Source organism: Acetobacter persici (assembly GCF_018256955.1).
GTDB lineage: Bacteria > Pseudomonadota > Alphaproteobacteria > Acetobacterales > Acetobacteraceae > Acetobacter > Acetobacter persici.
Map to the genome: position 1 here is coordinate 18,252 of NZ_JAERKU010000007.1, position 21,727 is coordinate 39,978.

The following is a 21,727-nucleotide window of genomic DNA, read 5'->3' on the forward strand; positions in this document are numbered from 1 at the left end:
CCGTCGTCTTTCTTTGGTTACAGTCAGTCAAAATGCAGACTCTCCTGTTCTGTTACCAGAGAGGAGAGCGGCTGGTCATACGGCCCGGTGGGAAGCTGCTCCACTTCCTGCGCAGCCAGCGCGTAGCCCATGCTGGCAAGACCCGGCAGGGCGGCCAGCGTGCGGTCATAATAGCCGCCTCCATATCCCAGACGGTTGCCGGTGCGGTCAAACCCCAGCAGCGGGACCAGCACGAGGTCCGGCCTCATAAGCGGTCCATCAGGCACTTGCGTGCCAAAGCGGCCGCGCAGCAGGGCGGTTTGTGGTGTCCAGAGCCGGAACGCCAGCGGCTGGCCGCGTGGCGGTGTCTCCGGCAGGAGAACGTGCCGCCCGGCGGCGTTTAGCTGATGGCAGAGCGGGCGGAGGTCAAGTTCATGCGGCAGGGGCCAGACGCAGGCAATATGGGCATGGTCTGTTGCCAGAAGTGTTTGCGCCAGACGTGCGCACAGAACGGCATCAACCCCGGCAGGCCGCGTTTTGAGAACGCTCAGGCAGCGGGCGCGCAGGGCCTGCTTGGCTTCGGCAATGGCCGGAGAGTCTGACATGAGAGAAGAAGGAGAGTGCGAAGCCGCCATGGCCGTTGGTCTTTCAACCTCCAGGACCTGCGTGTGCAGGTGGGCGCCGGATAATGTGACCAGGGCCACAACAGAGCCAGCTCCCTTAGGAAGTGCTTATCGGCCCAGGGGATGACTCGCCTGACGTGCCGGGCAGCTCCGCTTCTTCTATGTAGGCGTCCTCAAGGCTGGCTGCAATAGCTTCCGCATGGTCTGCCATTTCAGCCAGACGATTGTTCATCAGCATCTGCTCGACACGCAGGCGTTCGGCCTCTTCCACGGCCTGCGTCGTGCTTTCCGGCACATGCTGGCTGGAGAGATCCTGAATTTCATCGGCCATGAACAGCGCGGCCAGCACCAGCACGCGGCTTTCACCGGTAAAACCGAGGTCCCGCACCCGCTGCACCCGGCGTTCAACCTGCTGGGCCATGGCCTGAACGTGCCGTTCTTCTCCGTTTTCACATCCGACGGAATAGCTGTGGCCATTAATGCGAATTGAAACAAGCGCCATGATTATTTATCTTCCGGTCGGTCCGCGTGGGCCAGAGCGTCGCGCACGCGGCTGATCAGCACATCAACATTAGCGACGAGTTCCTGCGTATCAACGCTCTTGCGCTGTTCTGCCTGACGGCTTTTATCAAGCGCGAAGGAGATACGCTGCAAGGCACGATTCAGCCGGTCAATCGGGTCAGTTTCTGCAGGGGAGGGTGTTTCTGCCAGCGCATGGGCGGCAGATGTCTGTGTGTCTGTCAAAGCTGGTCCGGGACCCTGATCTTGCATTCTTGTTTACCCTTCTCACAAAAGGAATCACCCGCAAACGCGGCGGCGTCAAGCATGGTCATGGAAAACACTCCAAATTTATTCCCCACTTTTCTGCCCTGCGGGTTCCTTACACTGCATGATTACGCCACCGGCATGGCAGCCTGCGCTGCCGCACGGAATGCTGGCGTGCTGACAGCACAGGCGTCCGTTGCGCCGTTCGGGTTTCTCTCCGCACCCGGGGCGGCCGGATTTATGGGCGCCCTCTGGTGGCAGGCGCTGATCCGCCAGATGGAAGAAGAGACAGGCTGCCGGTACGTCCATGTTCTGGATTGCGGCAGCAGCGTCGGGCATGCGGTGCTGGCCCGGACGCAGGGTCAGAAAAATGTCATTTTACAGACCGACCCCGCACGTGCCGCCGCAGTTCGCGTTCTGTATCAGTCAGAAGGCGGGGCATTTTTTTCGGTGCGACCGCCATCATTTGACCTTACCGGGCCGCTATCTTCAAAAACGCATCTTGCCGCGTATTTCATGCGCAGTTATTGCCAATAAACGGTTCCGGGAAATAACGGCCCGGATAAAAGCCAAGAGGAAGGATTTCCCAATGACGCTTACCCCCCAGGTTAAGGCTATTCTTGATCAGTACGAGAGCGATAATCCCGGTACAAAAACAAATCTCGCCCGTTTCCTGAATGCAGGTAAACTTGGTGGCACAGGTAAGCTGGTTATCCTGCCGGTTGATCAGGGTTTTGAGCACGGTCCGGCCCGCTCTTTTGCAGCAAACCCGGCCGCTTATGACCCGCACTATCATTTTGAACTGGCGATTGAAGCCGGGCTGAGCGGCTATGCGGCTCCGCTGGGCATGCTAGAATGTGGCGCGGCCAAATATGCGTCTGAAATTCCGCTGATCCTGAAATGCAACAGCTCCAACAGCCTTGCGACGGAAAAAGATCAGGCCGTGACCGGCACCGTGGCGGACGCCCTGCGTCTGGGCTGTGCGGGTATCGGGTTTACCATCTATCCGGGTTCTGAATACTGCTTCGACCAGATGGAAGAATTCCGTGAACTGGCAGCAGAAGCCAAGGCGGCTGGTCTGGCCGTGATCCTGTGGAGCTACCCGCGTGGCCCGATGCTGGACAAACCGGCTGAAACCGCTGTGGACGTCTGTGCTTATGCAGCCCATATGGCCGCTCTGTGTGGCGCGCACATCATCAAGGTAAAGCCGCCGACGGATCTGGTCGCTCTGCCCGCCAACAAGGCAGTTTATGAGCAGAACAAGATTGATATCTCCACGCTGCCGGCCCGTATCCAGCACGTGGTGCAGTCCAGCTTTGCCGGCCGCCGCATCGTGATCTTCTCCGGTGGTGAAAAAGCCGGGACAGACAACCTGCTGACGACGATTAAGGGCATTCACGATGGCGGCGGCTTCGGCTCCATCATTGGCCGTAACGTCTTCCAGCGTCCGAAGGCGGAAGCTCTCGATCTGCTGAACCAGATCATCACCATCTTCAAAAGCTGAAACAGCGGACGTGACCACAGGACAGGGGGCCGGGATGACGGCGTATGATGTCTATCTTGCCACCCCCGTTCTGCGGGACGCCGAGGCTTTTTTACCAGATCTGGCGCGGGGGATGCAGCATCATACCCCTGTGGCTGTTCTGCTGCGTCTGGCGGATGCGCCGGATGCTGACCTTATCAGAAAAATTCAGACCATTCAGTCCGTGGTGCAGGCGCAGGATATTGCCCTGATGCTGGAGGACAGACCCGCACTTGCGGCCAGTACGGGGTGTGATGGCGTGCATCTGTCTTCAGGTTTTGCGGGGCCGTCCATCAAGGATGTGCGCAGGCAGATCGGGGATGATCTGCAACTGGGTGTGTCCGTTGGCGGTAGCCGGGATGCTGCGATGCGGGCGGGTGAGGCTGGTGCGGATTATATCAGCTTTTCCACGGCCAGTCCGGTGGTTGCGGCGGAAGGCGAGGCCCCGGAAAGCCTGACCGACCTTGTGCGCTGGTGGTGTCTGGTGATGGAACTGCCTGCCGTGGTGGAGGTTGAAACCCCGGCGCAGGTTGCTCCTTTTGCGGAAGTTGGAGCGGATTTTATCCAGCCCGGCCCGGTCTTCTGGGAAAACCCGTCTTTGTGGACGTTTTCTGGCTGAACACTGAGGCTGCGCCTTAGTTCAGCCATGTGTCTGCGCCATGTCTGCACCCTGATCTTCAGCTTGAAGCCCGGCCTGTCTGGCCGCATACAGGCTGAGGACGTTTCAAAAAGGGTATTCCCATGATGAACAAGAAAACTCTTCTGGCACTGGTTGCTGTTGCCGGGCTTACGGGTGCGGCCTCTTCCGCGCAGGCGCAGAGCTTTGGCAGCATCGGGCAGAACGCTCTGTCCGCTGCCACCAGCAGCGCCAAAAGCGGGATGACGGGCATGGTGGGGAACATGCTTCCCAGCCTGTCCTCCGCCAGCACAAGCAACCTGACCGGTATTCTGGGCTATTGCGTGCAGAACAACGTGCTTTCCGGCACGACGGCGACTTCAGCCAATTCTGTGCTGAACAACCTGACCCAGCAGCAGGGTGTGACTTCTTCCAGCGGCTATAGCGCCGGGCAGCAGGGCCTGCTTCAGACAGGGGACAACCAGATGTTTTCCCTCGCCAATCTGAAAGGCCAGCTGAAAACCAAGCTGTGCAATATGGTGCTGAGCAAGGCGCAGTCTCTGCTGTAAGGCTCTGAGCCGCTATATGAAAAAAGCCTGCCAGATAAAAACTGGCAGGCTTTTTTTGTGCTTAGCGGGACGCGCTGTTTTGCAGCACAGGCGGCGTTGCAAGGCTGCTGGCTGCACCGGTTATGCGGTGGCCCGGTTTGGGCTGGGGCACAACCGGCTGCACGGCAACCGGGGCGGGAAGGCCTTTGGGGGTATCGGCCCGTGCCGCCTGCGTCGCCTGTTTTGCGACTGTCAGAGCCGGGTCACTCACCGGGGGCAGCAGCAGGGACTGGGTGAAATACAGGCGGCCGTTGGATTGCGGCACACCCGTCACCCACAGGCGGCTTGTCACGCCTGCGCCGTTCCCCAGAATGATCTGGCCGGTCGGCTGGTCAATCCAGGCGGACAGGATACGGCCATTCAGAGTCGGCAGCCCGACGGAATGGGTGGGGGAGGCGAGGGCTGCGGCCCGCAACTGCTCGACCGACCATTCCCCTTTTACAATGGAATAGGCCAGAATTTCCCGCAGAAGGGCAGCGTTTTCCGGCGCATTCAGTTTGCTGCCGGTTGGCGTCTGGTAGTTTTCCAGCACGGCATTGGGGATGCCGAACACGGTAAACGGCCCGCTCTGCTGTAGGGTGCTGAACAGGCCGGTGCTGTTCAGACCGTGGACATAGTTTGCCATCTCAATGGCGGAGGGCAGCGTGTCAGATAGCGGGCGGTCACAAAAGGCCGGGCTTTCCGGGTCCGCGTAGGCAATGGCGCTGTCCGGAATACCTTTCTGGTTTTCAGCCGCTTTTTTGCCCGGCGCGTAGGTGCGTTCCCCCGAGACGGTGGGGAGCATGTAGGAGCACGTGGAGTTATGCGTCACATACGTATCCTGCCGTGCGCCGCTCTGGCACCCGGCCAGAGCTGTCAGAGCGAGAAAGGCAGGGGCCAGCAGGGCCGGTTTTAACGATGTACGAGCCGGAACGCAGCGATGCCGCATGGGCGTCTCCCAAAAAATCATGCCGTAAAAATCAGAGTGGAGTCGCAATGCAGACTGCGCCGGGCATGGTCAGCAGCCGTCTCCCCGCATTGTCCAGGCGGAGACAACTCCGTTCACCAGCTCAAAATTGGTCTGGCAGGTGTAGGTATAGGCGGTTCCGCCCCAGCCACCACCCCAGCCGCTCATGGGCATGGAGTAATCAGTCTGCTGGTTGATGTAGGACATGAACGTATGGTTGCCGGATACAAACTGGCGGGTGGGCACGCCGTAGGTCCGCACCACGTCCACCGCCTGCTTGCCAATCATGGAATCGAGCTGGCGGCGTTCTTTGGCTGTCGGCACCTGGCAGGCAGCCAGAGAGAGCATGCTCACCAGAAGAAGAAATTTTCTATGCGTCATGACGAGATCCAGACAGGGTGAAACATGCTGCCCCGTTATGCTGCGTGCGGCCTAACGGGGGCGGGTTAACAGAGACATACGCTAAATCTTGCAGACTAACGGCTCAGCCACAAGACATCCTGTATGCGGCGCGCGCCACAGCCTAGCATAACCAGCCTGTCAAACCCCAGTGCAATACCAGAACAGGGGGGCATATGGGGCAGGGCGTCCAGCAGGTTTTCATCCATCGGCCAGTCCGGCCGGGTGGGGTAAAGGGCTGTGCGGGCCGCGCGGTCAGCCAGAAAGCGGCGGCGCTGTTCCGCGGCGTCCGTCAGTTCTTCAAACGCGTTTGCCAGCTCCATGCCTGCGGCATAGAGTTCAAACCGCAGCGCTACGCGCGGGTCCGCAGGGTCTCGCCGGGCAAGGGCGGCCTGACTGGCAGGCCAGTGGGTCAGAAAGGTCGGGCGTGCGCGGCCAATGGCGGGTTCCACCCGTTCCAGCAGCAGCCGGAAAAACAGGTCTTCCCAGTTTTCTCCGTTCCGGAGGGTGCAGCCTGCGGCCTGCGCCAGTGCTGTGGCATCGCCTTCCGTGGGCAGCAGATCGACCCCGGCATGCAGGCGGAAGGCGTCCTGCATGGTCAGGCGTTCAAAAGGGGACTGAATGTCCAGCGTCTGGTCCAGCGTGGGGCCGGTGTGTTCGAGGCAGGGCGGCAGGACGGCGCGCACCAGAGCCTCTGTCTCATCCATCAGCCCGTCCAGTCCTATGCCGGGGTGATACCATTCCAGCATGGTAAATTCCGGGGCGTGCAGGGCACTTTGCTCACCATTGCGCCAGACCCGCGCAAACTGGAACACGGGCAGGCCCGTCGCGGCGACAATTCGCTTCATGGCGAATTCCGGACTGGTGTGCAGGAAAAGAGTTTCCTGTTCCCCCTGTGGTGTTTCCCGCACGGTGCGGAAGGGGTGCAGATGCACTTCTTCCCCCGGTATGGGCACGGCGTAAGGGGTTTCTACTTCCAGATGATCGCGGGCTTCCAGAAACGCGCGGATGCCCCGCATCATCAGGCCACGGCGGCGCAAAAAGGGCAGCCGGTCCCGGATATGGGCCGGGTCAGGGTGCGTGGAACGAGACTGGGAATCAGTCTGTGGGATTGCAGGACTGGACATGGTGAGAGTAGAGCCGTGACATGTCTCATCCGGTCAACCCCCCTTCGTCCGCGCGCAGGCTGCTGCGCACTCCTGAGGATCTGATTGCCGCAGGGCTGGTCCCGCCTGAGCAGAGAGAGGCGCTGGCCGCCGTGGCGCAGGACTATGCCACCGCCATTCCCCCGGCATTTCTGGACCTGATTGAACAGCCGGATGACCCGATTGGCATACAGGTTATCCCCTCGCCAGAGGAACTGCTGGTCACGCCGGAAGAACGGTCCGACCCGATTGGGGATGATGCGCTCTCCCCGGTGCCGGGCATTGTGCATCGTTACGCGGACCGCGCTTTGCTCAAGCCCCTGCTGGTCTGCCCGCTTTATTGCCGCTTCTGTTTCCGGCGAGAGCATGTGGGGCCGGATGGCGGTGTGCTGGATGATGCCGCGCTGGAGGTGGCGCTGGACTGGCTGCGGGCGCATCCCGCAATCCGGGAAGTGATTCTGACCGGGGGAGACCCGCTGATGCTTTCCCCGCGCAGGCTCGGGCAGATCATTGCGGCGCTGTCCGCTATGCCGCATGTCACCACCATTCGTCTGCATACGCGGGTGCCGGTTGCCGCCCCGGAGCGTGTGACGGATGCGTTGCTGGATGTGCTGGAGACGGACAAGGCGTTGTGGATGGCCGTCCATATCAATCATGCGCGGGAAATGTCTGAGGCAGCACGCGCCTGCCTGAAGCGCCTTGTGCGGCGTGGCGTGCCGCTGCTGGGCCAGTCCGTGTTGCTGCGTGGCGTGAATGATAGTGAGCAGGCGCTGGAAGACCTGTTTCGCAGCATGGTGGAAGTGCGGATGCGGCCTTATTACCTGCATCAGCTTGACCCGGCCCCCGGCACCGCGCGCTTCCATGTGCCGGTGGAAGAAGGGCAGCGGCTTCTGGCGGGCCTGCGCGGGCGCGTTACGGGACTCGCATGGCCAACCTATGTGCTGGATATTCCCGGCGGCTACGGCAAGGTGCCGCTTGGCCCGGACTATGTGGATGGCGCGTTGCAGGTGAGGGACCCGGAGGGGCGGCTGCATCATTTACTGCGTTTATAAGGCGTTCGGAGAAGGCGACGGGTCCATCGGGCAGTCGCGACCGTGCGGGAGACACCAGTCTGGTGGGGTGATGAGAGGGGCACCCGTATCTGCTCACAGACATACAAGTTCACAGACATAAAAAAAGCGACGCTCCGGGGAGGAGCGCCGCTTTGCGGGGTGGTAAGGGATTATTCCCCGACTGCGCCACCGCCGGGGTGCCTGCGGTCATACCCGCCATAATAACGGGCGCTCCCTTTTTCACCCAGACGCGGACCGCCAACCAGAATCCCTTCCGGCATGCCCCACGGCGCGTGGGGTGAAAACTGATAGCCTTCATGCTCCAGTGTTTTTTGCACGTCCGGAGAGACCGCGCCGCTCTCCACTTCCACCGCTTCCGGCAGCCACTGCTGGTGCAGGCGCGGCAGGTCAATGGCCTGCTGGATATCCAGCCCGTAATCCACCACGCCCAGAACCACGGACAGAACGATGGTGGGAATACGGGAGCCGCCGGGGCTGCCAATAACCATCACCGGTTTGCCATCGCGCGAGAGAATGGTGGGAGACATGGAGGAAAGCGGCGTCTTGCCCGGTGCAATGGCGTTGGCCGCACTGCCGACAATGCCAAACATGTTGGCGGAGCCGGGTTTGGCCGAGAAATCGTCCATTTCATCATTCATGAAGATGCCGGTATTGCCGCCAATCACCTTTGCGCCAAACCAGCCGTTCAGCGTGTAGGTGGTGGAGATGGCAAATCCATCTTTATCAATTACGGAGAACTGGGTCGTTTCATGCTTTTCTGGTGTGCTGTCCCCCGGCTGCAACGTGCTGGAGGGCACCGTTGTATCCGTTGGAATATGCGCGCGCACGGCGGCGGCATAAGCCGGGTCCAGCAGATGGGCCACCGGGTTTTTTACAAAAGCCGGGTCCCCGAGGTCACGCCGGTCGGAATAGGCATGGCGCATGGCTTCCAGCTCATAATGCAGGGCCGGAGCGGTGTGCAGGCCCAGTGCGTGCATGTCATAGCCAGAGAGAATGTCCAGAATTTCGCACAGCGCGATGCCGCCGCCGCTGGGAGGCGGCGCGGTTTCAACCTGAAAGCCCCGATAGGCGCAACTGAGGGGCGCAAGTTCACGCGGGGCATAGCTGGCAAAGTCTGCTGGCTGGAGCAGGCCGCCATTCTTGCGGGACTCCGCAACAATCGCCTGCATGATCGGGCCTTTATAAAAGGCATCCGGCCCATGCTGCTCAATCTGCTCCAGAGACCGGGCAAGGTCCTTCTGCACCAGACGGTCCCCAACCTGAAGGGGGCTGCCATCAGGCCGCAGGAAAATGGAGCGGGCGAACGGATCGGCCCGGAACGCTGCGGTTGAGGTGTTCAGGAGGGCGACGTCTCCCTCCTCCAGCACAAAGCCGTCGCGTGCCAGAGCAATGGCCGGAGCCATGACGGCCTTGCGGGAGAGATGCCCCCATTTCTGGTGAACACTGTCCAGCCCCGCCACGGTGCCCGGCACAGCAACGGCCTTCCAGCCGGTGACGGACAGATCCGGGATAACATTGCCTTTGGCGTCCAGATACATATCGGCGCGGGCGGCTGCGGGAGCTTTTTCCCGGAAATCGATAAAGATCGCCTGTTTGCCCGGTGCGCGCAGCAGCATGAAGCCGCCGCCACCAATATTCCCGGCAGCAGGATAAACAACAGCCAGAGCATAGCCCATGGCAACGGCCGCATCCGCTGCGTTGCCGCCCTGTGCCAGAATACGCGCCCCGACCTGAGACGCCAGCTTCTGCGCGGAAACGGCCATCCCGTGCTGCCCCGGCGTGGGGGCGAGGGGCGGCAGGCCTTCCGGCTGGCTGGTGCCGTAGGCCAGCGGGTCTGGCGCATCGGCGGCCTGCGGGGCGGCGGCAAAGGACAGAGTGGGCAGACTGCCTGCGCCACAGGCCAGCAAAACCAGTGCGGCGGAACGCAGGGCAGAGAGGGTGCGGTCAGGCAGAACAGGCATAGGGCTCAGCTTTCAGTCGGGTAAGGCGGGCAGGTGTAGCCAGCGGGGGAGAGGGTGAAGATCTCACACCCGGTTTCCGTCACGCCCAGCATATGCTCGAACTGTGCGGACAAAGACCGGTCCCGTGTGACGGCCGTCCAGCCATCATCCAGAATTTTCACGTCAGCTTTGCCGAGATTGAGCATCGGTTCAATGGTAAACACCATCCCGGCTTTCAGCTTCATGCCCTCGCCGGGTTTGCCAAAGTGCAGAACGGTCGGTTCTGCATGGAAGGTACGACCGATCCCGTGCCCGCAGAAATCTTCCACAATGGAATAGCGATGTTTTTCAGCCAGTGTCTGAATGGCATGACCGATATCGCCAAGAGTAGCACCCGGACGCACAACATCAATGGCGCGCATCAGGCAGTCATAGGTTGTCTGTACCAGTTTTGCGGCTTTGATGGGCACTTTGCCAACGGTGTACATCCGGCTGTTGTCACCATACCAGCCATCCACAATGGAGGTGACGTCAATATTGACGATATCCCCTTCCTGAAGGGTTTTTTCCCCCGGAATACCGTGGCAGACCACATGGTTGATGGAAATACAGCAGGATTTGGGGAAGCCACGATAGTTCAGCGGGGCCGGAATGGCGCCGTGTTCCAGCGTGTACTCATGAATAATGCGGTCAAGCTCCCCTGTGGTGACGCCGGGTTTGACGTAGGGGGTGATCATATCCAGTGTGGCGGCCGCAAGGCGTCCCGCGGCGCGCAGGCCCACAAAATCCTGTTCGTTATGCAGAACAATGCCGTTCCTGCCCGCCATGCTGAGACTCCCTTATTGATACAGCTCTCGTTTTAAAGAGAGGTGCAAAATGGAGTCAGGGCGCAGTAAAGGCAACCCGCTTCCGGGAAGGAAGCGGGTTATTTAGAGAAAAATCAGGTATGATTACGTGAGGTATGGCCAGCACGCGCCCGATGTGTTGTGGCCGTGGCGGGACGAACCTTTGCGCCGATCAGGCGGATATGGTGCCCGCCGGAAACCGGGGAGGCCAGCACATAGCGGTGGCCGTGGCGCAGCGTGGTGCGGCGGCCTGCCGGAGCTTCCGCCACTTCCATCGGCGCATGGCGGGAGGAGGCTGCTGCCAGCATGATCACGCGGCCACCGCGCGTATGGCGGGGGGAGACGGTGTTGCGGGCCAGCACCAGCGGACGCGCAACCGGGGCCACGCCTTCCGCATCAAACCCGCGGTCAAGCTGGTCGGCCATGGCCAGCGTGCGCTGCACATTGGAGGAAGCGCCCAGTACCACACCAACCAGCCGCACATTATTGCGGATGGCGGAGGTGACGAGGTTGCGGCCCGCTTCCTGCGTGTAGCCCGTCTTCATGCCATCAGCGCCGACATAGGCCTTCAGCATGGGGTTGTGGTTGGGGATCATGCGCCCGTGGAAGCGGAACGCAGCCACCGAGAAATAGTGATAATCCTCGGGGAAGTCTGTCACGATATGGCGGGCCAGCACGGCCAGATCCCGTGCGGTGGTGAGCTGGTCCGGGTCCGGCAGGCCGGAGGCGTTACGGAAGGTGGTGTTGCTCATGCCCAGTGCGCGGGCCTGCTGCGTCATCATGGCAGCAAACTGCGGCTCACTGCCGCCACCCAGAAACTCACCCAGAGCGCAGGCGGCATCATTGGCGGACTTTGTCACCAGAGCCAGCATGGCCTGCTCTACCGTAAGGCGGGAGCCGGGAACCAGACCGAGTTTGGAGGGTTCCATAGTAGACGCATGAATGGAGACAGGGATTGTCTGATCAAGCGTAATGGTACCAGCGCGCAGGGCGGAGAACGCCATATACAGCGTCATCAGTTTTGTCAGGCTGGCCGGGTAGCGGCGCAGGTCCGGATCGTCCTGAGAGAGAACAGCGCCTGTTCTGGCGTCCATCACAATGGAGCTGAGCTGCCCGGCATACTGTGCGTGCGCTGCGCGCTGCGTTGCAAAGCTGCCCAGTGCCACGCCAGCAAGCAGGCCAGCCCATTTGCGCAGCCCGGAGCGGCGTTTGTGTGAAATTCCAGCCTGTTTGCGGCGGCCTGTCCCGTCTCCTGCTGCGTAACTGTCTGACACTGCGCGATCCTACCTGGTTCTTCTTTAGGATATTTAAGTGTGGTACTTCAGATAATAAGACCGCGTCTATAAGAAATCTGGACAGTCCGGACTCTGGCGCGGGGGTATTCTGGTGAAATGTTAGTCTGGCATGTGGCATAAATAAGGCATTTGCCCCGGTATTGTCTTGATTTTGGAACGATTGTCAGCCCCTAAGCCTCTTCCATCCCTCAGGGGAATACCAATATGATGTGGCATGATTTTTTCTGTCAGAAACCGGAGCCGGAGTTCTAGCCCGATGGTATCGCGTCATTTTTCAGTCCTGCATGCGGGTAACGGGCCCTCCCGGCGTGATGCAGGAGGGGCCGATTCGGGCGATGATCTGAATGATGTGGGCGTGGTGGTGCGTGCGCGCCCCAAAACCCGCAAACCGGCCATGTATAAAGTTCTGATGCTGAATGATGATTACACGCCGATGGAATTCGTCGTGCATGTGCTGGAGCGGTTTTTTCAGAAGACTCGGGATGAAGCCACCAGCATCATGCTCAACGTGCACAAACGCGGCGTGGGGGTATGCGGCGTTTTTACCTATGAAGTGGCCGAGACAAAAGTCACGCAGGTGATGGATCTGGCCCGGCAGAACCAGCACCCCCTCCAATGCACGCTTGAAAAGGACTGAGTGCGGAGCAGCAGAAAAAGCACACATGCCATTTTTTGTGCAGTTGTGACTCGCAATTCCTCGCAAAGCAGCCAAATATGATGTGAAGGTACCAGACGCGGTGGCGGTCATAGTCACCGCACTCTGGGCATCGGGGGAAAGGAGCGTCTCGTCATGTTGTCACGCAATCTTGAGCAGACGCTACATCGGGCGCTTATTCTGGCCGGGGAGCGGCATCATGAATATGCCACGCTGGAGCATCTGCTGCTTGCCCTGGTTGATGATGCGGACGCCGTAACGGTGTTCCGGGCGTGTGGTGTTGATCTTGAACGCCTGCGTACCGATCTCACAGGTTTTCTTGATAAGGATCTGGCCGGGCTGGCCTCGGACCGCCCGACCGAACCCAAACCCACAGCCGCGTTCCAGCGCGTCATTCAGCGTGCGGCTATTCATGTCCAGTCCACCGGGCGGGATGAAGTGACAGGGGCGAATGTGCTTGTCGCGCTGTTTGCCGAGCGCGAAAGCCATGCCGTCTACTTCCTGCAATTGCAGGACATGACGCGGCTTGATGCCGTCAATTTCCTGTCTCACGGCATTGCAAAAGCGCCGGACCGTTCAACACGCCGCCCTGTCACAGGCAGTAACAGCACGCCGGGGCCTGAAAAAGGCGAGGACGCGGAGCGTGGGGAAAGCCGCACCCAGAAAAATCAGGACGCGCTCTCCACCTATTGCGTCAACCTGAATACCAAGGCGGAAGCCGGTAAAGTTGATCCGCTGATCGGGCGGGATGAGGAAATTGAGCGCACGATCCAGATTCTGTGCCGCCGCACCAAGAATAACCCGCTTTACGTGGGGGATCCGGGGGTGGGGAAGACCGCCATTGCCGAAGGTCTGGCCCGCCGCATTGTGGAAGGCAACGTGCCGGAAGTGCTGTTGCAGTCCACCATCTATTCTCTGGATATGGGCGCGTTGCTGGCTGGCACGCGCTACCGCGGGGATTTTGAAGAACGCCTGAAAGCTGTGGTGACAGAGCTGGATCAGGACCCGCACGGCATCCTGTTTATTGATGAAATCCATACCGTGATCGGGGCTGGTGCGACATCCGGCGGCGCGATGGATGCCTCTAACCTGCTCAAGCCTGCTCTGGCCGCGGGCACGCTGCGCTGCATTGGCTCCACAACTTACAAGGAATTCCGCCAGCATTTTGAAAAGGACCGTGCTCTGGTGCGCCGGTTCCAGAAGATTGATGTGCCGGAACCGAGTGTGGATGATGCCGTCAAAATCCTGCGCGGGCTGAAGAGCAGCTACGAAAAACACCATAAGGTGCGCTACACGGATGATGCGATCCGTGGGGCCGTGGAACTGTCCGCCAAATATATTCATGACCGCAAGCTGCCCGATAAGGCGATTGACGTGATTGATGAGGTGGGGGCGTCCCGGATGCTTCAGCCGGAAGGGCGGCGGCGTAAAACCGTCAACCTGAAGGATGTGGAAGATATCATCGCCCGCATCGCCCGTATTCCGCCCAAAAGCATCTCGGCGGATGATAAGGAAGTGCTGCGGTCTCTGGAGCGTGACCTCAAGGGGATGGTGTTCGGGCAGGATCAGGCGATTGATACGCTTTCCGCCGCCATTAAACTTTCCCGCGCTGGCCTGCGTGACCCTGAAAAGCCGATTGGGAACTATCTCTTTTCCGGGCCGACAGGTGTGGGGAAAACCGAGGTGGCGCGCCAGTTGTCTACCACGCTGGGGATTGAGTTGATCCGCTTTGATATGTCCGAATATATGGAGCGGCACTCTATCTCCCGCCTGCTGGGAGCACCTCCGGGCTATGTCGGGTTTGATCAGGGCGGTCTGCTGACGGACGCGATTGACCAGCATCCGCACGCGGTTCTGCTGCTGGACGAAATCGAGAAGGCGCATCCGGACCTCTACAACGTGCTGTTGCAGGTGATGGACCACGGGCGGCTGACGGACCACAACGGCAAGACGGTTGATTTCCGGAATGTCATCCTGATCATGACGACCAATGCCGGGGCGGCTGACCTCAGCAAGGAAGCCATTGGTTTTGGCCGGGATGCACGGATCGGGGAAGATGAAGAGGCGATCAAACGCCTGTTTACACCGGAGTTCCGCAACCGTCTGGACGCCATTATCCCGTTTGCCAACCTCACGCCGGAAACAGTGGGCTGCGTGGTTGAGAAGTTTGTGCTTCAGCTTGAAGCGCAGCTTGCGGACCGCAACGTGACGATCGAACTGTCTTCCGCTGCTAAGGAATGGCTGGCAGAGCGTGGGTATGACCGGCTGTATGGTGCGCGTCCGCTGGGGCGTGTCATTCAGGAGTTCATCAAAAAACCGCTGGCGGAAGAACTGTTGTTTGGCAAACTGACCAAAGGCGGCGCTGTAAAAATCGGTCTGAAGAACGACGCCCTTGTGTTCGATATCCTGCCAAGCAAAGTGCCCGGCAGCGCAAAAGAAGACGAGCGCGGTAATGAACGCGAAGAGGAAGCCGCCGACTAACGGGCGTTTTCCTCGCTCCCGATCCGTCACTCAGCGGGCAGGACTAGTCGACAGGGACATAGCAGAACGGCCAGTCTGGTTATCCAGACTGGCCGTTTGTTTTTGGGTTTAAAAGTTTGCAGGCATGGAAGTGCCTGCGCGCTTTTGTGAGAAAGACCGCCTGATGCGGGCAGGGCTTTTTTAAAAGAGTTAATCGTACTTTGTGCCATTCACCGTCACGTAGCCCGGCACATGCCAGGAGCGGCCGGTGCCGTGGTGGGTCCAGTCCACTCCCTGACGCCGGATGGAATCGTAATAATAGCGCCCGACCACATCAACCTGATCCCCCTTGGCGACCCATGGCCAGGCCGGGGCGTGCATTTCATCCAGACCGGAGACAATGCGGATTGAGACGGAGGGGCTTACCGCGACGTAAAAATACCCATGCCAGCCGCTGCGGGTGCGTTTGGCGTCCGGGCTGACGGCAATGACTTTGCCGCAGATATGTACAGGCGTATCCGCTTTTGCGCCGCCGTTTTCATATGCGAGCTGTTTGGACAGAAAATCCTGATTGTCACAGGTAGCGGACACTGTCTGAGGGACGTCAGCCGCCTCATTGTGCCAGCCACGGGCCTGCGCCGGGTGTGTCAGGCCGCTCAGTCCTGCAAGCAGCAGCGCGGCGGGGAGCAGGCGGGAATATGCCATCATCAGGGACAGACCTTTTATTTCTTTTCCGCCATCAGGCGGGCGCGATAATCATCAAGGGACTGGGTGACTTCCGGCGCAGGCCTGGGTTCTGTCTGGCCCAGTGCCTTCAAAGCGCGGATAATCGCCCCAATCACCACAAGCCGGGCATACCATTTATGGTTGGCAGGCACCACAATCCACGGGGCATGCGGGCGCGCGGTCTCGGCAATGGCGTCCTGATAAGCCTTTGTATAGTCGTCCCAGTATTCACGTTCATGAATATCTGCTGGGGAGAATTTCCAGCGTTTTTCAGGAACATTCAGCCGCTCCAGCAGGCGCTCGCGCTGTTCTTCTCTGGAAATATGCAGGAAGAATTTCAGCACAATCGTCCCCTGCCGGTTCAGATAATGTTCCAGATGGCGGATATCGCTGTAACGGCCTTTCCAGAATTCCGGCGTGTTGACCGGGCCGGGAAGATGCTCGCGTTCCAGAATTTCAGGATGGACGCGGGTGACAAGCACATCCTCATAGTGGCTGCGGTTGAAAATGGCGATGCGCCCGACCTGCGGGGCGGCGGCATGAATACGCCATAAAAACCCGTGCTGGAGTTCCGCCGGGCCGGGCTGTTTGAAGGAGGTGACGGAAACGCCCTGCGGATTGACCCCGGACATGACGTGTTTGATGGTGCCATCCTTACCAGCGGCGTCCATCCCCTGCAGGATAATGAGCACGGAACTGGTCTGGTTGGCGTAAAGCAGGTCCTGCAGATCCTGTAACTGCTCCTTCACGTCTTTCAGCAGTTTTGCACCATCTTCCTTGGTCAGGCCCAGATCACCATCATCATCCGGGTTGCATTTGCTGAGGTCGAACTTGTCCCCGTCGGTGACGTGGTAGCTGTCCAGAGCGCGCAGGAATTTGGCGAGTTTATTCATCGTTTTGCTTCTTCATTCTCTTTCCTGCCGTATGGCAGGTGTGAAGGCAGAGGTTGCTAAAAAAACGCGGGGACCACATATCGAGCCTATGGCTTTTCCGCATGTTTCCCTACTTGAACGCTCTGTCCGCCCCGGCGGGACGTTAACCGGCCTGCTTCTGGTGGCAACGCCAGCCCTCAGCGTAACGCCTTTTGACAGAAGTGTCATATATCTTTGCGCGCATGCCTCGGGTGAGGGGGCGATGGGGCTGGTTATCAACCGCCGTCTACCCAAACCGGGGTTTGAAGACCTGCTCGAGCAACTGGAAATTCCGCCGTCTCCCCCTTTGCGGCGGCTGGGCCTGTGTGCGGGCGGGCCGCTGGAGGAGGGGCGCGGCTTTGTGCTGCATTCTTCCGACTGGCGGGGCGAGGGCAGTATGCCGGTCACAGGATCGGCCACGCTCACAGCCAGTATGGATGTGCTGAAGGAGATTGCCGAAGGTGGTGGCCCGCAGGATGCCCTGCTGGCCATGGGCCATGCAAGCTGGGAGGCCGGGCAACTGGAAGAAGAAATTTTCCAGCATGATGCCTGGCTGCTGGCCCCTGCCAGCCGTGAGATTGTGTTCGGGCATGATCATGCGGCCAAATGGCGGCAGGCTCTGGCCTCAATCAATATTGACCCCATCAGGCTGACCGGGCGCGCCGGCCACGCCTGACGCAGCTTAAAAACGAAAAACGAAGTTGGACTGATAATAGGTGCCGCTTGACCCCCCAGCCCGGTTAAGGGCGCTGGACGTCATGAAGCGGGAGACATATTGCGTCCAGGACAGATGCCGGTTGATCTGCCATGCGAGCGAGGCCTGCGGGGCCATTCCCACAAATTTGCCTTTAAACTGGTAGGGAAAGCTGTAGGAGCCGGAAGATTTGTAAACCGGGTCATTCGGGCTGTAGCGCCAGAACAGCGGGTATTTGACCTGAAAGCTGAGGGATTTGAAGAACGTCGCCCGCACCAGCGGTGCGACACTGATCAGGTTTGACCCCGTCATATACGTCGTGGTGTCCAGATAGTTGGTCTGGGGGTTGAAAGGCGAGATATAGGTGCCAATAGCCCCGGATGTTTTGCGGGCATTGCCGCCGGAATACACATCTGTCTGCAACCCCGCGAACGTGTGGAAGCGGTCATGCGGGATACGGTACCCGACCAGTGTGTTGAGTGCGTACGCATTCACGTTACGGGACTGGTTGGTTTTGGCGTATTTGAAAACACCGCCCTGCCAGATGCCACCAAGAGAAAATTCAAACGGACCAGCAATGCCATGCCAGCGCACGCCAAAATTGTTGCGGGTGTTGGAGCCGTTCTGGTTGCCTTTGGCGGTGGCAATCGCCCCGGAGGACCCGGAGAGTTTGTAGCCTACATAAAAAACATCCAGAAAGGAGTTGTATCTGTCGCCCATAAAGCGCCCGTCAGGCGGCGCCCATGTCATGTTGAAACCATAGAGGCGGGTATTATAGTTTTCCGTGTCATGGAACATTTTGTTCTGGCTGTCATTGGTCTGTACAAAATCCCAGCCATCAATGCGGATGCGTGGCCAGACCATATAGGCGCGGAACCCGTTCCATGAGAGCGGTACGTTCGGGGTTTCCCGGTTGTAGAGCATGTAGGAGGGAGCATCCAGAAACTGCTGCCGCCCGAACATGAAGCCGCTTTTAGCCCCGAGCATGGACCATTTTGTCTCGATAAACGCCTGCTGGGCATCAAGGCGTTTGCGGTAGGTGCTGCCATAGCCGTAGCCGTTCCAGCCCCCGGCATCCGCATTGACCAGCTGCCCGAACAGACGGACGTGAGACCCCAGATGCAGATCCGCGCCATACAGGTTGCGCACGCCAAAACGTCCGGAATCGTTATTATGCTGCGTGCCCAGATTGGGGCGGGTTTCAAACCAGTTTCTCAGGCGGGTTTCTCCTGAAAAGCTGAGCCAGATTGAGCCACTTTCATTCAGGCCGATATATTTGATCAGATCAAACGGGTCTTTCCGTTTTGATTTGTCACGCAGGCGGCTCCAGTCTTCCGCCCACGGGGCGACGCCATATTCTCCAACCGGACCAAAACCTGCGGCTTCCCCGTTTCCACGGTTGAAAACACCCCAGTCATACTGGTGGCCGGATACACGGCCCTGCACGCCGGTTGTCCGCACGGGCTGCCCCACAGGCGTTGCATGAGGGTATAGAACCACAGGCGGCAACGGGGGCGGTGGCTGCGTGGCTGCGGGCTTAACCAGAATATGTTCATGGTCAGTCGGCAGATAAACAGAGGACGAGCGTGGCGCGGCGGGAGACGCCACTTCCTGTTCTGCTCTGGCACAGGACAGCGGCAGGGCGGAGGACACCAGAGCGGAAGCCAGTAAGAGGGTGCGGTTCAGGCCCGGGATGCGGGCGGACGTGGCGCGAGAGCTGAGGTGACCCATGAGACTGTCCAGAAAAAAGCGGGAAAAGCCGGGAGTGAGAGAATTTTTTAAGCACGAAATTAATTCGTATTTTGTAAATTAAACATAACACGATAAAAATCGCAATATAGGGAACGATAAAATATCGTATTAAATTTCCGGGCCTGAGAGCGGCAGAGCTGAACAGGTCACCCATCTAAAAAATAAAGGGAAACACGGGTTTTCCGGGGGAAGCGTGCATGGATAACGGACGCAAAAACGTGAAGAATAAAAAACGAAATAAAATGTATATTGAAGTCCTTAAAATTAGCGCGCATGATATCGTGAATTAAAGAAATGAGGATACCCTGCCACGGACCTCCGCTGAGGTAAGGGCACGGTATCAGGCATAATGGAGAGTTGGCATGACCTATAAATCCCCCCTTCTGTCCCGGCGCACCTTTCTGGGGGCCGCCTCTCTGGCCGGTGGGCTTGTAGCGGGTGGAGGCCTGCTTGGTTCAGCCTCTTCCGCCGCCACGGCCCAGTTGCTCAATGTGTCCTATGACCCGACGCGGGAACTCTATGCGGAAATTAACCGCGCGTTCGCCGCGGTCTGGGCCAAAGCCCATCCGGGCGAGTCTGTGTTTGTCAGAACGTCCAACGGGGGGTCAGGCGCACAGGCGCGATCCGTGCTGGAAGGCGCTCCGGCGGATATCGTGAGTCTGGGGCTTGCGTATGACGTGGATATTCTCGCGCAGCACGGCCTGCTGGCGGCGGACTGGCAGAAACGTCTGCCACATAATTCCACACCCTATACCAGCACGATTGTTTTCCTCGTGCGGAAGGGGAACCCTAAAAAGATACAGGACTGGAGTGATCTGGTGCGTGATGATGTCAAAGTCGTCACCCCCAACCCCAAGACGTCTGGTGGGGCGCGGTGGAACTATCTGGCCGCCTGGGGCTGGGCGCTGCGGCAGCCCGGTGGCTCTGAGGATACGGCGCGGGCTTATCTGAAAGCCCTGTTCAGCCATGTGCCGGTTCTGGATACCGGTGCGCGTGGGGCAACAAACAGCTTTGTGCAGCGGGGTCTGGGGGACGTGCTGCTGGCGTGGGAGGATGAAGCCCTGCTGGCGGCAAAAGACATCGGGCCGGACCGGTTTGATCTTGTTGTGCCGAAGCTTACCATTCTGGCGGAACCGCCCGTGGCCGTGGTGGACAGCAATGTTGCCAAACATGGCACGCAGGCACAGGCACAGGCCTATGTGGACTTCCTGTTCTCAACCGAGGGGCAGAAGATCGGCGCGAAACATTACTTCCGGCCGGTTGACCCGGTGGTGGCTGCGGCCAGTGCGGCGCAGTTTCCAAAGGTGGACACGTTCGATATCGCCAGTCTGGGCGGCTGGGCTGCCGTCCAGAAAAAGCACTTTAGTGAAGGTGGCGTGTTCGACCAGATTTATCAGGGCTGAGAGCTGCTCGTTTATAACGGCCTGAACGCGGAAGGCGGCGGAGGGGGCATGTCCGGCATGGCTCGTTCCGCCGGTGCGGCAGCGGACGCCCATGCCGGAGGCGCGTTAAACGGACCATAAGGCAGGCTGCCGGGCGCGCTGGCGGCGGACGTGAACGGAATGGCGGGTTGCTGCTCCCCATTGCCCACCGGAGCCAGTGCAAACCGGTTGCGGGGTAGGGCCTCCGGACATTCCTCACACATCCACTGGATGATTTTTTCCCGGATTTCACAACGCAGGTCCCAGCTCCGGATGGCGGTGCGGGCGCTTGCGGTCACACGGATCATCATCGTCTGGTCGTTACAGTCCGCGACCTGTGCGCTGAAATCTTTGCCCGTCCATTGCGGGCAGGCGCGCACAATGTCTTCCAGTTTGCTGCGCAGGCGGTCCATGGGGGCGCGGTAATCCACATACAGATAAACCGCGCCAATCAGCTCCGCCGAATTGTAGGTCCAGTTTTCAAACGGTGTGTCCAGAAAATAGGCAATGGGCACAATACGCCGCCGCCAGTCCCATGAGCGCAGCACGACGTAGGTGGACGTAATTTCCTCCACCCATGTCCAGTCACCCTGAAACGCAATCAGATCCCCCATGCGGATCGGCTGCGTCATGGCAATCTGCACACCGGCAAACAGGTTGGCCAGAATGGGGCGGGCGGCCAGACCGACAATCAGTGAGGCCGCGCCGGCTGACGCAAACAGACTCAGCCCATACTCCCGCACCGGCTCAAACGTCATGAGTTCCGCGCTGACTGTCAGCGTGCCGATCAGAATTTCAGCCGCGCGCCGCAACAGGCGGACCTGTGTGGCGTGTTTGCGGGCCAGAATATCATCATCCTGATCCGTTTCTGAAAAGCGGGATAAATAAGCATCTGAAATCAGGCGCACCGTCACAACGGTGCCGTATCCCATCACGGCGACAAACGTCATCAGCAGCAGGTGGGTCACACTGTCCAGCAGGTCCCCGTGCAGGCCGCAGGCGGGGAGGGCCAGCCCCATTGCCATAATGACCACTGTCAGCCGGACGGGGCGGCGGAGAGACCTGGTAAGAGACCGTACAAACGCACCGCGCCGCGCACCGGGGATGCGCATCAGGATGCGGTCCGTCACCAGTCTGCTCAGGATGGCCGCCACCAGCCCGACAAGAAACAGCACCAGCAGGGACACAAGCGGCGCAGGCAGCCAGCTCAGCCAGTTCCGGAAAAAAGTGACCGTTGGGGTCAGATGGTTCTGGAGTGTTCTGGCAAAAGGATCATGTGTCAGGGCTGTTTCTGAAATAGACATGAAAAGAAAAAAATTATCCTTGGCAACATGATGAACGCCGCCAGCCCG

General features: G+C 59.5%; 21 protein-coding genes, 1 other RNA gene and 1 pseudogene. 9 read left to right on the plus strand and 14 right to left on the minus strand.

What is annotated here, in order from left to right:
• Positions 1-23: 23 nt before the first annotated feature.
• From JK199_RS09370 to JK199_RS09385, 4 genes and pseudogenes are all read right to left on the minus strand, one after another.
• On the minus strand, positions 24-614 hold the full coding sequence (locus JK199_RS09370) for a 5-formyltetrahydrofolate cyclo-ligase (protein ID WP_212375452.1): 591 nt from the start codon (positions 612-614) through the stop codon (positions 24-26).
• A non-coding RNA gene (gene ssrS, locus JK199_RS09375) (6S RNA) lies at positions 601-756 on the minus strand. The genes JK199_RS09370 and ssrS overlap by 14 nt, the downstream gene beginning before the upstream one ends.
• A pseudogene (locus JK199_RS16045) lies at positions 745-1,104 on the minus strand (cell division protein ZapA); the annotation flags it as partial. The pseudogene JK199_RS16045 and the gene ssrS, both read right to left, overlap by 12 nt.
• Positions 1,105-1,106: 2 nt before the next feature.
• Positions 1,107-1,373 carry a hypothetical protein gene (locus tag JK199_RS09385; RefSeq protein WP_237590794.1) on the minus strand — a complete coding sequence of 89 codons (267 nt, stop codon included), beginning with the start codon at positions 1,371-1,373 and terminating at the stop codon, positions 1,107-1,109.
• Positions 1,374-1,433: 60 nt separating this feature from the next.
• Between JK199_RS09385 and JK199_RS09390 the strand changes: the two genes are divergently transcribed.
• The 4 genes from JK199_RS09390 to JK199_RS09405 all read left to right on the plus strand — a co-directional run bounded on the left by JK199_RS09390 (position 1,434) and on the right by JK199_RS09405 (position 4,074).
• Entirely contained in the window at positions 1,434-1,904 is a 471-nt protein-coding gene (locus JK199_RS09390; RefSeq protein WP_212375454.1) for a hypothetical protein, read from the plus strand.
• Between the two features lie 52 nt (positions 1,905-1,956).
• A complete protein-coding gene (locus JK199_RS09395) occupies positions 1,957-2,871 on the plus strand; it encodes a class I fructose-bisphosphate aldolase (RefSeq protein ID WP_212375456.1) in 915 nt (304 codons plus the stop codon).
• Between the two features lie 10 nt (positions 2,872-2,881).
• On the plus strand, positions 2,882-3,508 hold the full coding sequence (locus tag JK199_RS09400) for a thiamine phosphate synthase (RefSeq protein ID WP_342356307.1): 627 nt from the start codon (positions 2,882-2,884) through the stop codon (positions 3,506-3,508).
• Between the two features lie 122 nt (positions 3,509-3,630).
• The gene (locus tag JK199_RS09405; protein WP_035374060.1) at positions 3,631-4,074 is read left to right on the plus strand and encodes a DUF2501 domain-containing protein; all 444 of its coding nucleotides are present in this window, start codon (positions 3,631-3,633) and stop codon (positions 4,072-4,074) included.
• A gap of 61 nt (positions 4,075-4,135) precedes the next feature.
• On the opposite strand, the gene JK199_RS09410 is transcribed toward JK199_RS09405, so the two are convergent.
• From JK199_RS09410 to epmA, 3 genes are all read right to left on the minus strand, one after another.
• The gene (locus JK199_RS09410) at positions 4,136-5,041 is read right to left on the minus strand and encodes a fasciclin domain-containing protein (RefSeq protein ID WP_244985046.1); all 906 of its coding nucleotides are present in this window, start codon (positions 5,039-5,041) and stop codon (positions 4,136-4,138) included.
• A 69-nt stretch (positions 5,042-5,110) separates the two neighbouring features.
• On the minus strand, positions 5,111-5,440 hold the full coding sequence (locus JK199_RS09415) for a hypothetical protein (RefSeq protein WP_212375460.1): 330 nt from the start codon (positions 5,438-5,440) through the stop codon (positions 5,111-5,113).
• Between the two features lie 95 nt (positions 5,441-5,535).
• Positions 5,536-6,585, minus strand: coding sequence for an EF-P lysine aminoacylase EpmA (gene epmA / locus JK199_RS09420; protein WP_212375462.1), 1,050 nt, complete (start codon positions 6,583-6,585; stop codon positions 5,536-5,538).
• 20 nt (positions 6,586-6,605) lie between these two features.
• On the opposite strand from epmA, the gene JK199_RS09425 reads away from it, so the two are divergent.
• Entirely contained in the window at positions 6,606-7,655 is a 1,050-nt protein-coding gene (locus JK199_RS09425) for a lysine-2,3-aminomutase-like protein (protein ID WP_212375464.1), read from the plus strand.
• Between the two features lie 170 nt (positions 7,656-7,825).
• On the opposite strand, the gene ggt is transcribed toward JK199_RS09425, so the two are convergent.
• From ggt to JK199_RS09440, 3 genes are all read right to left on the minus strand, one after another.
• Positions 7,826-9,637: a gamma-glutamyltransferase gene (gene ggt, locus JK199_RS09430; RefSeq protein WP_212375466.1), complete on the minus strand. Its 1,812-nt coding sequence runs from the start codon at positions 9,635-9,637 to the stop codon at positions 7,826-7,828.
• Positions 9,638-9,642: 5 nt separating this feature from the next.
• Positions 9,643-10,443: a type I methionyl aminopeptidase gene (map, locus tag JK199_RS09435; RefSeq protein ID WP_077930523.1), complete on the minus strand. Its 801-nt coding sequence runs from the start codon at positions 10,441-10,443 to the stop codon at positions 9,643-9,645.
• Positions 10,444-10,556: 113 nt separating this feature from the next.
• The gene (locus JK199_RS09440) at positions 10,557-11,735 is read right to left on the minus strand and encodes a D-alanyl-D-alanine carboxypeptidase family protein (protein WP_077930522.1); all 1,179 of its coding nucleotides are present in this window, start codon (positions 11,733-11,735) and stop codon (positions 10,557-10,559) included.
• A 277-nt stretch (positions 11,736-12,012) separates the two neighbouring features.
• On the opposite strand from JK199_RS09440, the gene clpS reads away from it, so the two are divergent.
• Positions 12,013-12,393: an ATP-dependent Clp protease adapter ClpS gene (clpS, locus tag JK199_RS09445; RefSeq protein WP_025826315.1), complete on the plus strand. Its 381-nt coding sequence runs from the start codon at positions 12,013-12,015 to the stop codon at positions 12,391-12,393.
• A 153-nt stretch (positions 12,394-12,546) separates the two neighbouring features.
• Positions 12,547-14,892, plus strand: coding sequence for an ATP-dependent Clp protease ATP-binding subunit ClpA (gene clpA, locus JK199_RS09450; protein ID WP_077930521.1), 2,346 nt, complete (start codon positions 12,547-12,549; stop codon positions 14,890-14,892).
• 189 nt (positions 14,893-15,081) lie between these two features.
• Here the strand turns inward: clpA and JK199_RS09455 are convergent, their stop codons facing one another.
• On the minus strand, positions 15,082-15,576 hold the full coding sequence (locus tag JK199_RS09455; protein ID WP_408742366.1) for a hypothetical protein: 495 nt from the start codon (positions 15,574-15,576) through the stop codon (positions 15,082-15,084).
• Positions 15,577-15,593: 17 nt separating this feature from the next.
• Positions 15,594-16,490, minus strand: coding sequence for a polyphosphate kinase 2 family protein (locus JK199_RS09460; RefSeq protein ID WP_212353919.1), 897 nt, complete (start codon positions 16,488-16,490; stop codon positions 15,594-15,596).
• 88 nt (positions 16,491-16,578) lie between these two features.
• On the opposite strand from JK199_RS09460, the gene JK199_RS09465 reads away from it, so the two are divergent.
• A complete protein-coding gene (locus JK199_RS09465; RefSeq protein WP_212375471.1) occupies positions 16,579-17,184 on the plus strand; it encodes a YqgE/AlgH family protein in 606 nt (201 codons plus the stop codon).
• A 6-nt stretch (positions 17,185-17,190) separates the two neighbouring features.
• Here the strand turns inward: JK199_RS09465 and JK199_RS09470 are convergent, their stop codons facing one another.
• Positions 17,191-18,933, minus strand: a complete 1,743-nt coding sequence (locus JK199_RS09470; RefSeq protein WP_244985047.1) for an alginate export family protein — start codon at positions 18,931-18,933, stop codon at positions 17,191-17,193.
• A 383-nt stretch (positions 18,934-19,316) separates the two neighbouring features.
• On the opposite strand from JK199_RS09470, the gene JK199_RS09475 reads away from it, so the two are divergent.
• Positions 19,317-20,357 (plus strand): sulfate ABC transporter substrate-binding protein, encoded by a 1,041-nt coding sequence (locus JK199_RS09475; protein ID WP_212375472.1) that lies wholly within the window; start codon positions 19,317-19,319, stop codon positions 20,355-20,357.
• A gap of 11 nt (positions 20,358-20,368) precedes the next feature.
• Here JK199_RS09475 and JK199_RS09480 read toward each other — a convergent pair whose 3' ends face one another.
• Positions 20,369-21,679, minus strand: a complete 1,311-nt coding sequence (locus tag JK199_RS09480; protein WP_212375474.1) for a mechanosensitive ion channel family protein — start codon at positions 21,677-21,679, stop codon at positions 20,369-20,371.
• Positions 21,680-21,727 lie beyond the last annotated feature (48 nt).

Coding starts and splice junctions, on each gene's coding strand:
- JK199_RS09370 (WP_212375452.1), bottom strand. CDS start 614: ATGGCGGCTTCGCACTCTCCTTCTTCTCTCATGTCAGACTCTCCGGCC.
- JK199_RS09385 (WP_237590794.1), bottom strand. CDS start 1,373: ATGCAAGATCAGGGTCCCGGACCAGCTTTGACAGACACACAGACATCT.
- JK199_RS09390 (WP_212375454.1), top strand. CDS start 1,434: ATGGAAAACACTCCAAATTTATTCCCCACTTTTCTGCCCTGCGGGTTC.
- JK199_RS09395 (WP_212375456.1), top strand. CDS start 1,957: ATGACGCTTACCCCCCAGGTTAAGGCTATTCTTGATCAGTACGAGAGC.
- JK199_RS09405 (WP_035374060.1), top strand. CDS start 3,631: ATGATGAACAAGAAAACTCTTCTGGCACTGGTTGCTGTTGCCGGGCTT.
- JK199_RS09410 (WP_244985046.1), bottom strand. CDS start 5,041: ATGCGGCATCGCTGCGTTCCGGCTCGTACATCGTTAAAACCGGCCCTG.
- JK199_RS09415 (WP_212375460.1), bottom strand. CDS start 5,440: ATGACGCATAGAAAATTTCTTCTTCTGGTGAGCATGCTCTCTCTGGCT.
- epmA (WP_212375462.1), bottom strand. CDS start 6,585: ATGTCCAGTCCTGCAATCCCACAGACTGATTCCCAGTCTCGTTCCACG.
- JK199_RS09425 (WP_212375464.1), top strand. CDS start 6,606: ATGTCTCATCCGGTCAACCCCCCTTCGTCCGCGCGCAGGCTGCTGCGC.
- ggt (WP_212375466.1), bottom strand. CDS start 9,637: ATGCCTGTTCTGCCTGACCGCACCCTCTCTGCCCTGCGTTCCGCCGCA.
- map (WP_077930523.1), bottom strand. CDS start 10,443: ATGGCGGGCAGGAACGGCATTGTTCTGCATAACGAACAGGATTTTGTG.
- clpS (WP_025826315.1), top strand. CDS start 12,013: ATGGTATCGCGTCATTTTTCAGTCCTGCATGCGGGTAACGGGCCCTCC.
- clpA (WP_077930521.1), top strand. CDS start 12,547: ATGTTGTCACGCAATCTTGAGCAGACGCTACATCGGGCGCTTATTCTG.
- JK199_RS09455 (WP_408742366.1), bottom strand. CDS start 15,576: ATGGCATATTCCCGCCTGCTCCCCGCCGCGCTGCTGCTTGCAGGACTG.
- JK199_RS09460 (WP_212353919.1), bottom strand. CDS start 16,490: ATGAATAAACTCGCCAAATTCCTGCGCGCTCTGGACAGCTACCACGTC.
- JK199_RS09465 (WP_212375471.1), top strand. CDS start 16,579: ATGGCTTTTCCGCATGTTTCCCTACTTGAACGCTCTGTCCGCCCCGGC.
- JK199_RS09470 (WP_244985047.1), bottom strand. CDS start 18,933: ATGGGTCACCTCAGCTCTCGCGCCACGTCCGCCCGCATCCCGGGCCTG.
- JK199_RS09475 (WP_212375472.1), top strand. CDS start 19,317: ATGACCTATAAATCCCCCCTTCTGTCCCGGCGCACCTTTCTGGGGGCC.
- JK199_RS09480 (WP_212375474.1), bottom strand. CDS start 21,679: ATGTCTATTTCAGAAACAGCCCTGACACATGATCCTTTTGCCAGAACA.